Genomic DNA, 13,940 nt, shown 5'->3' with positions numbered 1-13,940 from the left:
ATTCTGACAGGGGATTTTTCATGCGCGTTCTTCGCACTTCACTCTTGGGCGGCATTTCCGTTGCTATGTGGGCAGCTGGCCTTTCTGCTGCAAATGCATCTGAAGCAAAGTTCTTTAAACGCATCGCGACCATGCCAGTTTATGAAACTCTGGCGGAAGGCGTAGACCGCAAATCCGAAACCGTGGCTGAAATCATTGCTGCATCTGAAGACGGCAAGACCCTTGCGTTCACCGATGGACCACAGGAAGCAATCGTCTTTCTTGATGCAACCAATCCTGCACAGCCAAAGCCAGCAGGCCGCACAGCGCTAGGTGGCGAGCCGACTTCTGTTGCAATTTCAGGCAATTACACGTTCGCAGGCGTCAATACCTCTAAGAGCTACACCGAACCGTCTGGCTATGTCACTGTCATCGACACAGCAACAAAACAGATTGTTGCGAAGTGCGATGTCAAAGGCCAGCCAGACTCCGTTGCTGTGTCCAAAGACGGCAAGTTTCTCGCAATCGCCATTGAAAATGAGCGTGACGAAGACCTGAACGATGGCGCTTTGCCGCAGATGCCCGCAGGTTTCCTCACAATCTTCGATCTGGACCAAAACGGCATGCCGAAAAACTGCGATGCCGTGCGTATCGTGGAAATGACAGGCCTTGCAGCTGAAGGCGGAGATGATCCGGAACCAGAGTTTGTTTCCATCAACGGCAACAACCAAGCCGTTGTTACACTTCAGGAAAACAACCACCTCGCAATCGTTGACCTCGCTTCTGGCAAGATCACCAATCACTTCTCTGCTGGTACCGCGACAGCACAAAACGTGCCGGTCAGGAAAGCTCGCGCCTCTGATGCGTCTGGATCAAAGATAGATATTCCCCGTGAACCAGATGCTGTGGCCTGGATTGATGATAATCGCTTTGTGACGGCAAATGAGGGGGATTACAAAGGCGGGTCTCGTGGGTTCACCATCTGGAACAAGGACGGCGCCATCGAGTTTGACAGTGGCAACCAGATGGAACATCTGGGCATGTCGCACGGGCATTACCCGGCCAAGCGTGCGCACAAGAAGGGCACTGAGCCAGAGGGCGTAACCGTTGGTAAGTTCGGCGGCGAGACCCTGATCTTCGTAAACTCCGAGCGCGGAAACTTCGTAGCAGTGTACCGCGACACCGGCACCGAACCTGAGTTCATCCAGTTCCTGCCAACGCACATCGGCCCAGAAGGCCTGCTGGCAATCTCTTCCCGGAACCTCTTCGTTGTTGCTAACGAGAAGGACAACGTAAAGGACAAAGTCCGTGCCCATGTCGGCCTCTATGAGTTTGGCGCGACCTATGCAGAATACCCGCAGCTGATCTCCAACATCGATCCGGAAACCAACGCACCAATCGGCTGGGGCGCAATCTCTGGCATGGTGGCAGACAAAACCGACGCCAACAAACTCTATGCCGTCTCCGACAGCTTCTACGACAACGCCCGTATCTTCACACTGGACGTTTCCAAACAGCCAGTTGAAATCACAGGCCATATGGATCTGACCGGCGGCACCGCCAAGAGGTACGACCTCGAAGGCATCGCCCTGCGCAAAGACGGCGGTTTCTGGTTGGCATCTGAAGGCAACGCAAAGAAGGAAATGGAGCACCTCCTGCTTCAGGCATCTGCAAATGGTGTCATCGAAAAAGAGATCAAACTACCAGAGAGTCTCATCACTCAAGCAAAACGCTTCTCTCTGGAAGGTGTGACCGAGTTCGAGATGAACGGCAAAAACCTCGTTGCAGTTGCTGTACAGCGTGAGTGGAACGACGATCCAAAGGGCATGACCAAGATCGGCATCTACAATCCTGCTGATGAAAGTTGGGGTTTCGTACACTACCCGCTGGACGCACCGCGCAGTGCAGCTGGTGGTTGGGTCGGCCTTTCCGAAATCACATCTCTGGGCCACGGCAAATTCGCGGTTCTAGAGCGCGACAACAAAGGCGGCAAGGAAGCAGCCATCAAGCAGGTTACTTTGATCTCTCTGGAAGGTGTCACCCCTGCCCCGCATGGCGTTGAGCTGCCAGTGCTGACCAAGAAGGTTACTCTCGATCTTCTCCCAGCCATGTCCGCAACCAACGGCCGGACACCGGACAAGGTTGAAGGTCTGGCAATCACCAAAGATGGTCGCATCCTCATCTCCACCGACAATGATGGCGTGGACGATGCAAACGGCGAAACCCTCTTCTTCTCCATGGGTGATGCAACTCAGCTGAACTAGCCGATTGAGATTTAAGAGACAACAAAGCCCGGTCGAGCAATCTGCCGGGCTTCGTGCTGTCTCAAGGCAACAGCGCAAAGCCGACGACCCTACGAAGCAACTCAGAACCAGTAGATATTACTACCTACAAACAATCTATACGTGCTGTATCAAACAATACAACCATCAACCAAACAAAATCACAACAATACAACCCCCAGTTAATATTGATTCTAAATAAACACGGTGGCCTTATGCCCATATCTAATGTAAATACAACACAAACAACTGTTCAAATTGAAAACAACGCAAGCCTCACGCAAGTTAATACTAAAAGCACACAATCCTCGAGCTCGAATGATTCCGCCTTAAAGGCAGAACCGGAACACAAAACAGGCTTCTACTAGGCACCCTTCGCATCTGAGGATGTCTTAGTTTTCGCAGCAGGCACCAATCAAGCCCGCAACACCGCTGGCAAGGAACCACGCCATATTATCGTGGCAAATGATGCTGCTAAAACCGAACTGGAAACGCTCAAGCTGCAGCTGGTAGAAAAGAACCAGGCACAAGCCAGTGACATTCGCGAAAAGGCAAATGCAGTCATCTCGGAGCTGAACCTTGAGGGATTTGAGCTTCTGGACTTTGTATCATCAGATGCCTACACAGACATGCTGAAGCTGGCACAAAACTATTCCTTTGAAGCAGATGTTCTGCAGCAGGCAAACATTATCAGCAATGAGAAAACCGGCATTCTGGGCACGCTGAAAAACGGTGAGAACAAAATCTACGTACTCGGCCACGGCGCTAACAGCTCTAACGAAATCTCCAGCAAACGAAGCGCCAGTGAGGAAGGCTATGAAACAGTTTCCTCAAAAGGGCTGGCTGAGCAACTCTCAAAAGGCGGTCTGGATAAATCATTCACCGATATACGCGTCGAAAGCTGCTACAGCGCAGATGCAACCGCGCCAGAGTCATTTGATCCGGAAGAACTGAAACTTTCCTCCGAACCTGGCTTCATAGATGCACCAGAGGATCCAGAACTCGACGGGACCAAAGTTTTCCCTTTTGCGCAGTCCTTAGCGAATGAACTCAAGAGTGCAGGCTTTGAAAGCCCGGAAGTTGCCGGTTACCACGGCGCGGGAAAAGCCTACTCAGAAGATGCCCATAGATACCAGACACTCCACACAGACGATGCACCAGTGGCCAGAAGCTCTGATGTGCGGCAGATATTTATTCCGGTCTGAACCTACAGCTTTCCAGAAGCGATCAGCCTAAGTGCATAAAGCCCAGCAGAACTCTTGGCCGGGCTTATTGCTTAGCCTTTACATTTTGCCAGCCTGCTCAGGATAGCGTCAGCATGTGTCCAGAGGATCGCACTCCCCTCCTCTGCAATCTGATGCAGCTCAGAACAGCTCAGGCGCGTGGCAAGGGTGCTGCCAAAGTCAGGCGAATGCACCGGGCTCGTATCCTTGAGGCCATACCATAACTGCACGTCCTGCTTGATGTTCTCAACGTTGAATGACCAGCGCCCCATCGCAAACCGCGTATCACGGGCATAGCCGGCTGCTCCCTGAGCGAAGCCCGAGGCGAGCGCATCACGATAAAGAGGAGCAAACGATGCTGAGGCATAAAACGCGCGGTCCTCTTCCCCGCTCATCCCCTCAATCATCTGCCACAGCCAGTCTGCTGTCGCCATGCCTGCAATGTCAGCCTCAAGACGGTCCGGAGCATCGCAAGCCAAAGAAACCATGCCTTTCAACTCTTCAGGAAGCTTGGCAAACATACCGGGAGAAGCTAGCTCATCCTGACCGGACACAATCGCAACCCCATCAACAAGACTAGAAGCTGCCAGTGCCAATGCAAAAGGCGCCCCCTGCGAAAAGCCAATCGCAAACGCCTGATCAGCCTCCACAAAATCAAGCAGTTTTTTGATATCCTCTGCCCAGCTTTCAAAGCTTTTCTCAGGATCTAGCCCGGACTTACCCAATCCCGGACGATCAACTGAGAGAACACGCAGCCCCAGATCCTTTGCGGTTTGCTCTCCAAACGGAATGGCAAAGGCCATTCCTGCACCTTGACACAAAATCACAGGCCGCCCATCAGCATCACCCCATTCACTCCATGCAAGGGCGCGATCACCGGGAAGATTTATTGTTCCTTCTTGCAGCTTCACAAGCGTATTCCTTAATGAAAATTCAAAAGCTAAATCAACGAGCTGAAACGCAGACTGCCCGGTGTTTCTCAACGCTTATTGACAGCACAACTCCGTTCTCTGGAAGAGGATGGAATTGTCGACCGTAAAGTTATGGAAGTTGTACCGCCGCATGTGGAATACTCCCTTTCAGAAAAGGGCAGATCCCTGCAGCCGGTCCTTCAGGCAATGGAAACCTGGGGCGAGAACGAGGTCAAAAACTTCCCGATCTCTTAATCCTTGCGCTCATAGTGATAGGTGATCTTGGGCTTGTTCTTGCCGAACAGGATCTTCAGGATCACAATGGGGATAGTGATGGCAATAACGGCCAGCATCAGGCCGGAGGCAAATCCGATAATGAGGAGGATAAATGCCAGTAAAGCCATCGCGAACAAAATCGCAATCACCCGCCCGGTTATATATTCCAGAAAATTCAGCATCACCATCTCCAACGGGCATATCTTCCAAAACCGGCGCCGGTTTTCGGTTCAGGATACGCAAATAAACATCCAAAACAGCACCGTTGCTATGTGCGCTGTTTTAGAGCTACCCAAAGGGTACACCACTAGAAGATGGCGATGCAACTGAAGAGAATCAAGCGTTCTCGTGCTTTTTCGCTGCCGGGTTATTCCCCCGCTCAGCATTCAGGTCAGCAAATGTTTTGCCAGAGGCAACCAGCTCCTCAAGCAGCTTCGCAGGCTGCCAGAAGTAAGCATCTTCCTGCGCATACACCTTGATATTATTGAGGATTTCCTCAAGCCCAATCTCATCCGCATACTGCATCGGGCCACCACGCCAACGCGGGAAGCCATAGCCGTAGATCAGCGTCATATCCACGTCCAGCGGCCGCAAGGCAATGCCTTCCTCAACCACCTTTGCAGCCTCATTCACCATGGCTGCCATGTACCGATCAAGGATCTGCTCTTTTGAAAGGTTTTGTGCGTTGATATGTTTTTCTTTGCGTTCCTCTGTCAAAATCTCAAGAACAGCCGGGTTTGGCGTGCCTTTCCGCGCACCTTCCTCATAAACGTAATAGCCCTTGCTGGTTTTCTGCCCAAACCAGCCTTGCTCACACATGCGGTCTGCAAATGTGAAATAGCGTTCACGTGGATCGCGGGTTGACGCCTTCCGCTTGCGGGTCGCCCAGCCGATATCCAGACCAGCCAGATCAGCCACCGCATACGGCCCCATCGGGAAGCCGAACTCCAGCATCACCTCGTCCACCTCAAACGGCGATGATCCGTCCACCACAACGGCATCAGCAGCTGCGCGATAAGTCGCAAGAATGCGGTTGCCGATGAAGCCATCACAAACGCCAGCGCGAACAGCAACCTTACGCATGATCTTGCCAAGCTGGAAACCAGTCGCAATCACATCTGGAGCCGTCTCATCCGCAACCACCACTTCCAGCAGCTTCATGATGTGCGCTGGAGAGAAGAAATGCAGCCCAATCACATCCTGCGGGCGCTTGGTCACTGCAGCAATGGCGTTCACATCCAGATAAGATGTGTTGGTCGCCAGAACAGCACCCTCCTTACAAACTTCATCCAGCTTCTGGAACACCTGCTTCTTCACAGTGATGTCTTCAAACACCGCCTCAACAACCAGATCCACGTCAGAGAGCGAGGCATAATCCGTGCTCAAAGACAGGGCTTCAGCAAAGATCCGCTGTTCCTGCTCTGCTGAAAGCTTGCCCTTTTTAACAGCACCACCAGTATTCTTGGCAATCGTCGCTTTCGCGCGGCCAAGAGCATCATCATCACGCTCAATCAGGGTAACGGAAAGCCCGTTCATCAGCGCACCGGTCGCAATGCCAGCGCCCATAGTACCACCGCCGATCACACCGATAGACTTCAACTCGCGTGGAGCAATGCCTTCAATTTCAGGAAGCTTACCAAGGGCTCGATCTGCAAAGAACGCATGTGACAAAGCGCGGTGTTGAGCAGAGTTCTTCAGCTCCATAAACATCTCACGCTCTTTCGCCATACCATCTGCAAAACTGGTCTGGCTGGCAACCTCAATGGCCTCAACACACACCACCGGTGATTTCTGACCACGAGCCCGCTTGGCAACCGCAGCCTTGGCATCAACAAACACCTGCGGATCAACAGCAGGCGCAACCAGCTCAGAGCAACGACGCAGCAGTGTTCCGTTATCAATCACAGACCGCGCAAACGCGAGGCCTGCTGCAACCGCATCAATCTCTTCGCTCACCTCATCCAGAATGCCAGCTGCTTTGGCAGCATCAGCACCAAGCTGCGCACCACTCGGGATCATATCCAGCGCTGCCTCATAGCCCGCCAAACGCGGCAAGCGCTGCGTGCCGCCAGCGCCCGGAATGATACCCAGATGCACTTCCGGCAAACCAACCTTGGCACCCTTCACCCCAACGCGGAAATGACAGCCCAGCGCAACCTCAAGCCCGCCGCCCAGTGCAACACCATGAATGGCCGCAATCACAGGCTTCGAGCAGGCTTCAATGCCATCAATCACATCAGGCAGATGCGGCTCAGTGGCCGGGCGCTTAAACTCACGAATGTCCGCTCCCGCAATGAACACCTTGCCAGCGCCAACAATCACCGCAGCCTTCGCTGCATCGTCTTCTTCAAACTGCGTGATACGCTTAACCAGATCCTGCCGGATCGCCAGAGACAACGCATTCACCGGCGCATTGCTCACGGTCATAACCGCAACATCACCGCGCAATTCATAGGAAACCTGACCTGATGACTTAAATGAAGAAGACACTCGAAACTCCCTGAGGCAAAGCGCACTCCCGCGCCGCACTATCACTCGCAATTCCACGTAGTTTAGCAGGGCACGGCAGGAATTCCAGTTGTAAAATACAATTCTAATATGCGGAATTACAAGAGAGAGGCTTGGTTACCCTCACCATCTACAACGGCTCGTCCAACCCATTCGGCAAGGAGATCCAAAGCACAGTCTGAGCCTCAGGTGAATGCCGCGAAAGGTGACCCTTGCCATGCGTATCCTCAATCAGCACGAACTCCCCAGCGCCGACTGTTCGAACTTCCCCGTCACTGGTTTCATACTCAACGGACCCATCAAGCCTCACAGTCAAAACCCGATCAGGCACATTATGCCATTCCACCTGTCTCATACCTGCTGGAATGTGAGAGAAACGGACGCGCGAAGCCGGATAACTGGCACTCACATCAAACGGAGTTGCTTCGGGATGCACCGACACTTTCTGCGTCGGTATCTCAACCTCACCAAAATGCGACTCCCCATCCGGCGTTGCGTAAATCCTTAGACACTTCACAGCAGCAGCCCCTTCAATCTGACCAAGACATCGCGAGATCTACCTACCATGCCGAAACCAGAAGACGAAACAAGTACTCCAGATAATACAATCCCCCTTCATAGCGACATCTCGGCATACCTTTTCAGCATGTCTCGCTTGGATTTTAAGGGGGAAGCATTCAAACGCAGCACATCGCTAAAAAACGAAACTGGTATGGTGTCTCCCAGGAAGCGAGAAGAATATATCTACGCCATCAATGCCATAATTGCTTGGATAAGCGGTCCATTGTTGCCGTAAAAACTAGCAACCATAGCTGCCATGAACTGATCAGCTTGAATTTGCTCCACGTCCATCGGAAAACCTGAAATTTCAAAGAGAATGCTCAGTAAGGTTAGCTGACAACGTCCATTTCCCTCTAGAAAGGGATGAACGGCATTTATTTCTGCAACATAATAAGCTGCACGCTTCGCAAATGTTATCGGGTCCTCAATCAGCGTGAGGTGATTTTCAGATGCCAGTTGAGCAAAAATCTTGACCATTTCCTGCTCAATAAACTCAGGATAGCAAAACCAGCTATCGCCTTTTCCTGTCCGAATTTCTCTCGGCTTCCCTGCCCAGTCATAAACGTCTTGGAAAAAATGATGATGGATTGCCTTGTAGTACTCATAGTCCAATTCACCAGCTGGTAAAGGTTCCTCAGAGCGTGTCAGGAACATAAGCTGCTCGAACTGATCCAGCTCACTTTGGTCGGTCAAATCTAGTTTATTTTTAAGAACATGTGTACCTGGATAGCATAGCGGATCTTCTATTGCATTATAACGGCTCATCACCTTGATTTCTTGCTAAAACTGCGAGAAATAGCTGAACGCAAAGCATCCCCCTTCAAGCCTTCGCTTTCATGAAGGGCAATCGTCCTCTCCCATTTCTTAGTCAAAGTCATACCTTCAACAAGCGCAAACCTTGATGCTTTTTTTTTGCCAAGCGGAGAGACAGAAATCCGTCCACTTACGGTCGAGCGTTTGATAATATTACTTTTCGTCATGCGCAAAGCTTAGCATAAACAATTAAAAAAATGCAAAAGCTGCTTTCTGTTACAACTGGTTAAAAAGATAAGAACCGAATCCCTCTCAATAAGAAGATACCAATTCGATCAGTGATCCAATATGTAGAATGTTCATTCCCAAAACAAAAAACCCGGCGCCTTACGACACCGGGTTTCTCGTTTAGTCTTGGAAGTGTATCCCCGAAAAGTGGATACCGGTTTTCGGACAAAGATACGCCCGAAAACGACGCTTACTTGGAAGCGTCTGCCCAGCTCTTGATCAGCTCGTCGTAGTCAACGGTAACCGGAGTTGGTTTTTCGTTAGCCAGTTTGGCTTTCGGTGCGCCTGGCTGGTTCAGCCAGAAATCACGATCCATAACTTCGTTGAGCTTAGGACCACACTCGCCCTGAACACCAGCACGCTCAAGACGCTTCAGAACTTTGTCCTGAGCAGCAGCAAGAGCAGTCATAGCTTCCTGAGGAGTTTTCGCGCCTGAGGATGCATCACCAATGTTCTGCCACCACAGCTGAGCCAGCTTTGGATAATCAGGAACGTTGGTACCGGTTGGGGTCCACTGTACACGAGCTGGAGAACGGTAGAATTCTACCAGACCACCCAGATTAGGTGCACGCTCTGTGAAGGACGCATCGCGAACGTCACTGTCACGCACGAAGGTCAGACCAACGTGAGACTTCTTCAAAGAAGTTGTCTTCGCAACGGTGAACTGAGCGTAGAGCCATGCAGCTTTCGCACGATCTTCCGGGGTAGACTTCATGAGAGTCCAGGAACCAGCGTCCTGATAACCCAGCTTCATGCCCTCTTCCCAGTAAGCACCCTTCGGAGAAGGAGCCATACGCCACTTAGGAGTGCCGTCTGCGTTCACAACTGGAATACCCTCTTTCACCATGTCTGCGGTGAATGCGGTGTACCAGAAGATCTGCTGAGCAACAGAACCCTGTGCCGGAACCGGACCAGCTTCAGAGAACACCATGCCTGGTGCTTCAGCCGGAGCGTACTTCTTCAGCCACTCGATGTATTTGGTGATGGAGTAAACCGCGGCAGGACCATCGGTTGCACCACCGCGCTCAACGGAAGAACCAGCTGGGGAACAACCGTTTACGCGAATGCCCCACTCGTCAACTGGCAGACCGTTTGGAATACCCTTGTCGCCAGCACCTGCCATGGAGAGCCACGCATCGGTAAAGCGCCAACCCAGGGATGGATCTTTCTTACCGTAGTCCATGTGGCCATAGACTTTTTCGCCGTTGATTTCTTTCACGTCGTTGGTGAAGAACTCAGCGATGTCCTCATAAGCGGACCAGTTAACCGGAACACCCAACTCATAGCCGTATTTCGCTTTAAACTGAGCTTTGATGTCTGGGTTTGTGAACCAGTCATAGCGGAACCAGTAAAGGTTCGCGAACTGCTGTGTTGGAAGCTGATACAACTTGCCATCTGGGCCAGTTGTGAATGAGCGACCGATGAAGTCTTCAACATCCAGAGTTGGCAGCGTAACCGCTTTACCTTCGCCAGCCATCCAGTCAGTCAGGTTACGAACCTGCTTGTAGCGAGCGTGCGTACCGATCAGGTCGGAGTCGTTGACGTAAGCATCATAGATGTTCTCGCCAGACTGCATCTGGGTCTGAAGCTTCTCAACAACATCACCTTCACCGATCAGGTCGTGAGTAACTTTAATGCCGGTGATTTCGGTAAATGCTTTTGCAAGAACCTTCGCTTCGTATTCGTGGGTCGCAATGGTTTCGGAAACCACTTTGATTTCCATACCTTTGAAAGGCTCAGCTGCTTTGATGAACCAGTCCATTTCCTTCATCTGCTCTTCCTGAGAAAGAGTAGAAGGCTGGAATTCGTCGCTCACCCACTTCTTCGCGGCTTCCATGTCTGCAAAAGCAGAGCTGGATGCGCAAATCATGGCTGCAAAGCCAACGGACGCTAAAAGCTGACGTCTCATATATATTCCTCCCGACTATATTTTATTGCACTGAAAGTTCCCCTAAACATCAGTGCGGAGAAAAAAGCTCAATCCTAAACCCAGCGGAACACGCAAAACGCGTATGCCACACAGACCAACAGAGCCCACCAAAGGTTTGCGCTAACAAACCCAAGCCAAAACAGGCAGATAAACGCACTGCCCAGCAGCGAAACAAACAAGCGGTCGCCGCGTGTCGTCTCAAATTTCAAAATCCCATGCCGGGGTGTCCCCCCCGGCACAAACCATTCCCAAACCGCCATGCTGGAGATCAGCAGGCCAATGGTGATGAAGAAAATCGCAGTCGGCGACGTCCAGGCCATCCAAGAAAAATCCATAATCGCCTCCCTGTTAAACGCGGCCCAGGGCAAAGCCCTTAGCGATGTAGTTACGTACGAAATAGATCACCAGCGCACCCGGAATAATTGTCAGAATCCCCGCCGCCGCAAGTACACCCCAATCCATGCCGGAAGCTGAAACCGTACGGGTCATCGTGGCCGCAATCGGTTTAGCTGCAGTTGTGGTGAGCGTACGGGCAATCAGCAATTCCACCCAAGAGAACATAAAGCAGAAGAACGCTGCCACACCGATACCGCTTGCAATCAAAGGCATGAAGATCTTGCCGAAGAATTTCGGGAAGGAATAGCCATCGATATAAGCAGTCTCGTCAATCTCTTTTGGAACACCAGACATAAAGCCTTCCAAAATCCACACAGCCAGCGGCACGTTGAACAGACAGTGCGCCAGAGCCACTGCAAGGTGCGTGTCAATCAGACCGAAGGCGGAATAGAGCTGGAAGAAAGGCAGCGCAAACACCGCTGGCGGAGCCATACGGTTTGTCAGCAGCCAGAAGAACAGATGCTTGTCACCCAGAAACTTATAACGCGAAAACGCATAGGCCGCTGGCAACGCAACCGCCACGGAGATAACCGTATTAAGCGCCACATAGGTGATGGAGTTGATGTAACCGTTGTACCAGCTTGGGTCCGTGAAGATCACCATGTAGTTGGCGAGCGTCGGCTCATCCGGCCACAAGGTAAACTTGCTCAGAATTTCCTGGTTGGTCTTCAGGCTCATGTTGAAAAGCCAGTAGATCGGCAGCATCAAAAACGTGATGTACAAAGTTGGAACGAGGAAAGCATAGCGGCTTCCGGTTCTCTGTGCCTTTGCGCGGGTCCGGCTGCGTGGAGCCTGTCCACCAGCAGCAACACCACCATCAATGACTGCAGTTCCAGTTGTTGTCGACATGGTGCTTACTCCTCGCCTGCGTAATGTTTCTTCTCAGTCCCAATGTTGTTCATCGCGGTGTAGAACACCCATGAGAACAGCAGGATGATGAGGAAGTAGACGAGTGACATTGCAGCAGCTGGCCCAAGGTCAAACTGACCAATCGCCATCTTCACAAGGTCGATACTCAGGAAGGTCGTGGAGTTACCCGGTCCGCCACCTGTAACAACAAACGGCTCGGTGTAAATCATGAAGCTGTCCATAAAGCGCAGCAGAACCGCAATCAGCAAGACACTGTGCATCTTTGGCAGCTGGATGTAACGGAACACCGCCCAGCGGGACGCCCCATCAATACGCGCGGCCTGATAATAAGCCTCAGGAATAGAAACAAGCCCCGCATAGCACAGCAGCACAACAAGGCTGGTCCAGTGCCACACATCCATAACAATCACGGTGGCCCATGCAGCAACAGGGTCCTGTGTGTAGTTGTAGTTGATGCCAAGAGAGTTGAGGAAATAACCCAGCAGACCAATGTCCGCACGGCCAAACACTTGCCAGATGGTACCAACCACGTTCCACGGCACCAGCAATGGCAGCGCCATCAACACCAGACAAACCGGAACGCCCCAGCCTTTTTTAGGCATACAAAGCGCAATACCGATACCCAGCGGGATCTCAATTGCAAGAATGGAGAAGGAGAAAATCAGGTTGCGGACCAAGGCATCATGAAAGCGCTCGGAGCTGAGCAGTTCCTGAAACCATTCAATCCCAACCCAGAAAAACTGATTGTTTCCAAAGCTATCCTGAAACGCATAGTTCACAACAGTCATCAATGGAATAACAGCGGTAAAGGCCACCAGCAAAAGAACCGGTAAAACCATGAACCAGGCTTTGTTGTTTACGGTCTTTTCCATGGATCAGGCCCCCTCGCTTACGAGCCAGCTGTCGGCATAAAGGTTCGTCTGTGTTGGATCGAAGAGAGCTGTCGGACTTTCCGGAATGCTCATGCCTTCGCCAACAATGGCGTTCAGCGCAACACCTTCCATCTCACCACGCAGAATGCGGTAGCGGCCGATGTCTTCAACAGCGTTGACTTTCAACGGCAAACCTTCTCCGGCACCGCCGAGTTTCACAAACTCAGGACGGATACCAACCTCGGTTTTCTGAGCGACTTTCTTCGGGTCGAGACCACATGGCAGCGGTACACTGTGTCCACCAACACGCGCCATGGTTCCATCCACCTCGCACGGCAGAATGTTCATGCCCGGAGACCCGATGAAGTAGCCAACAAAGGTGTGCTGAGGTTTGCGGAACAGCTCATCCGGCGTTCCAATCTGCACAACTTCGCCGCCATACATCACCACAACCTTATCCGCGAAGGTCAAAGCCTCGGTCTGGTCGTGGGTCACATAAACCATGGTGAAACCAAACTGCTTGTGCAGATGCTTCAACTGCGAGCGCAGAACCCACTTCATGTGCGGATCAATTACGGTAAGCGGTTCGTCAAACAGGATCGCGTTGGTATCAGAGCGCACCAGACCGCGGCCCAGCGAGATCTTCTGCTTCTCATCCGCCGTCAGGCCCTGCGCCTTGCGCTTTGCCTTGCTCTCCAGATCAATGATCCGTAGAATCTCGTTGACCTTCTGATCAACTTCAGCTGCCGGAACACCGCGGTTGCGAAGCGGAAACGCCAGATTGTCGTAAACAGACATGGTGTCGTAAACGACCGGAAACTGGAACACCTGCGCAATGTTACGCGCTTCGGTAGAAAGCTCCGTCACCGGCTTACCATCAAACAGCAGATCACCTTCAGAGGGTGTCAGCAAACCGGAGATGATGTTCAAAAGTGTTGTCTTGCCACAGCCGGAAGACCCAAGAAGCGCATAAGCACCGCCATCTTCAAAGGTCAGATTAACTTCCTTCAAAGCGTAATCGCTCGGGCTTGTTGGGTTCGGCAAATAAGAGTGGCGAATGTGGTCGAGATCAATACGTGCCATGCTCGCCT

At 51.9% G+C, this 13,940-nt stretch carries 14 protein-coding genes; 3 read left to right on the top strand and 11 right to left on the bottom strand.

Going from position 1 to position 13,940, the window contains the following annotated elements; all coding sequences use genetic code 11:
• Window positions 1–65: 65 nt before the first annotated feature.
• A complete protein-coding gene (locus tag PsWM33_RS07100; RefSeq protein ID WP_446737441.1) occupies window positions 66–2,243 on the top strand; it encodes an esterase-like activity of phytase family protein in 2,178 nt (725 codons plus the stop codon).
• 476 nt (window positions 2,244–2,719) lie between these two features.
• Window positions 2,720–3,466 carry a hypothetical protein gene (locus tag PsWM33_RS07095; protein ID WP_208994432.1) on the top strand — a complete coding sequence of 249 codons (747 nt, stop codon included), beginning with the start codon at window positions 2,720–2,722 and terminating at the stop codon, window positions 3,464–3,466.
• 71 nt (window positions 3,467–3,537) lie between these two features.
• Here the strand turns inward: PsWM33_RS07095 and PsWM33_RS07090 are convergent, their stop codons facing one another.
• Window positions 3,538–4,395 carry an alpha/beta fold hydrolase gene (locus tag PsWM33_RS07090; protein ID WP_063299696.1) on the bottom strand — a complete coding sequence of 286 codons (858 nt, stop codon included), beginning with the start codon at window positions 4,393–4,395 and terminating at the stop codon, window positions 3,538–3,540.
• Between the two features lie 33 nt (window positions 4,396–4,428).
• Between PsWM33_RS07090 and PsWM33_RS07085 the strand changes: the two genes are divergently transcribed.
• A complete protein-coding gene (locus PsWM33_RS07085) occupies window positions 4,429–4,650 on the top strand; it encodes a winged helix-turn-helix transcriptional regulator (protein ID WP_208994436.1) in 222 nt (73 codons plus the stop codon).
• Here the strand turns inward: PsWM33_RS07085 and PsWM33_RS07080 are convergent.
• The 10 genes from PsWM33_RS07080 to PsWM33_RS07040 form a co-directional block, all read right to left on the bottom strand.
• On the bottom strand, window positions 4,647–4,853 hold the full coding sequence (locus PsWM33_RS07080; protein ID WP_152986835.1) for a hypothetical protein: 207 nt from the start codon (window positions 4,851–4,853) through the stop codon (window positions 4,647–4,649). The two genes, PsWM33_RS07085 and PsWM33_RS07080, sit on opposite strands and share 4 nt — an antisense overlap.
• Window positions 4,854–5,007: 154 nt before the next feature.
• Complete coding sequence (locus PsWM33_RS07075; protein ID WP_063299695.1) at window positions 5,008–7,161, bottom strand: 3-hydroxyacyl-CoA dehydrogenase NAD-binding domain-containing protein; 2,154 nt, start codon at window positions 7,159–7,161, stop codon at window positions 5,008–5,010.
• A 148-nt stretch (window positions 7,162–7,309) separates the two neighbouring features.
• Window positions 7,310–7,696, bottom strand: a complete 387-nt coding sequence (locus PsWM33_RS07070) for a hypothetical protein (RefSeq protein WP_063299694.1) — start codon at window positions 7,694–7,696, stop codon at window positions 7,310–7,312.
• 227 nt (window positions 7,697–7,923) lie between these two features.
• On the bottom strand, window positions 7,924–8,505 hold the full coding sequence (locus PsWM33_RS07065; protein WP_063299693.1) for a Fic/DOC family protein: 582 nt from the start codon (window positions 8,503–8,505) through the stop codon (window positions 7,924–7,926).
• Window positions 8,505–8,720: a hypothetical protein gene (locus PsWM33_RS27090; RefSeq protein ID WP_152986836.1), complete on the bottom strand. Its 216-nt coding sequence runs from the start codon at window positions 8,718–8,720 to the stop codon at window positions 8,505–8,507. The genes PsWM33_RS07065 and PsWM33_RS27090 overlap by 1 nt, the downstream gene beginning before the upstream one ends.
• 251 nt (window positions 8,721–8,971) lie before the next feature.
• The gene (locus PsWM33_RS07060) at window positions 8,972–10,690 is read right to left on the bottom strand and encodes an ABC transporter substrate-binding protein (protein WP_063298742.1); all 1,719 of its coding nucleotides are present in this window, start codon (window positions 10,688–10,690) and stop codon (window positions 8,972–8,974) included.
• A 74-nt stretch (window positions 10,691–10,764) separates the two neighbouring features.
• Window positions 10,765–11,046, bottom strand: coding sequence for a DUF2160 domain-containing protein (locus PsWM33_RS07055; protein ID WP_057465479.1), 282 nt, complete (start codon window positions 11,044–11,046; stop codon window positions 10,765–10,767).
• A gap of 13 nt (window positions 11,047–11,059) precedes the next feature.
• Window positions 11,060–11,956 carry a carbohydrate ABC transporter permease gene (locus PsWM33_RS07050; RefSeq protein WP_063291454.1) on the bottom strand — a complete coding sequence of 299 codons (897 nt, stop codon included), beginning with the start codon at window positions 11,954–11,956 and terminating at the stop codon, window positions 11,060–11,062.
• Between the two features lie 5 nt (window positions 11,957–11,961).
• Window positions 11,962–12,849, bottom strand: a complete 888-nt coding sequence (locus PsWM33_RS07045) for a carbohydrate ABC transporter permease (protein ID WP_057465481.1) — start codon at window positions 12,847–12,849, stop codon at window positions 11,962–11,964.
• A 3-nt stretch (window positions 12,850–12,852) separates the two neighbouring features.
• Window positions 12,853–13,932, bottom strand: a complete 1,080-nt coding sequence (locus tag PsWM33_RS07040) for an ABC transporter ATP-binding protein (protein ID WP_063299721.1) — start codon at window positions 13,930–13,932, stop codon at window positions 12,853–12,855.
• Window positions 13,933–13,940 lie beyond the last annotated feature (8 nt).

The organism is Pseudovibrio sp. WM33 (assembly GCF_001623165.1).
Lineage (GTDB): Bacteria > Pseudomonadota > Alphaproteobacteria > Rhizobiales > Stappiaceae > Pseudovibrio.
Note: the sequence above shows the minus strand (reverse complement) of the source record. Positions and strands in the feature narration are given on the sequence as shown.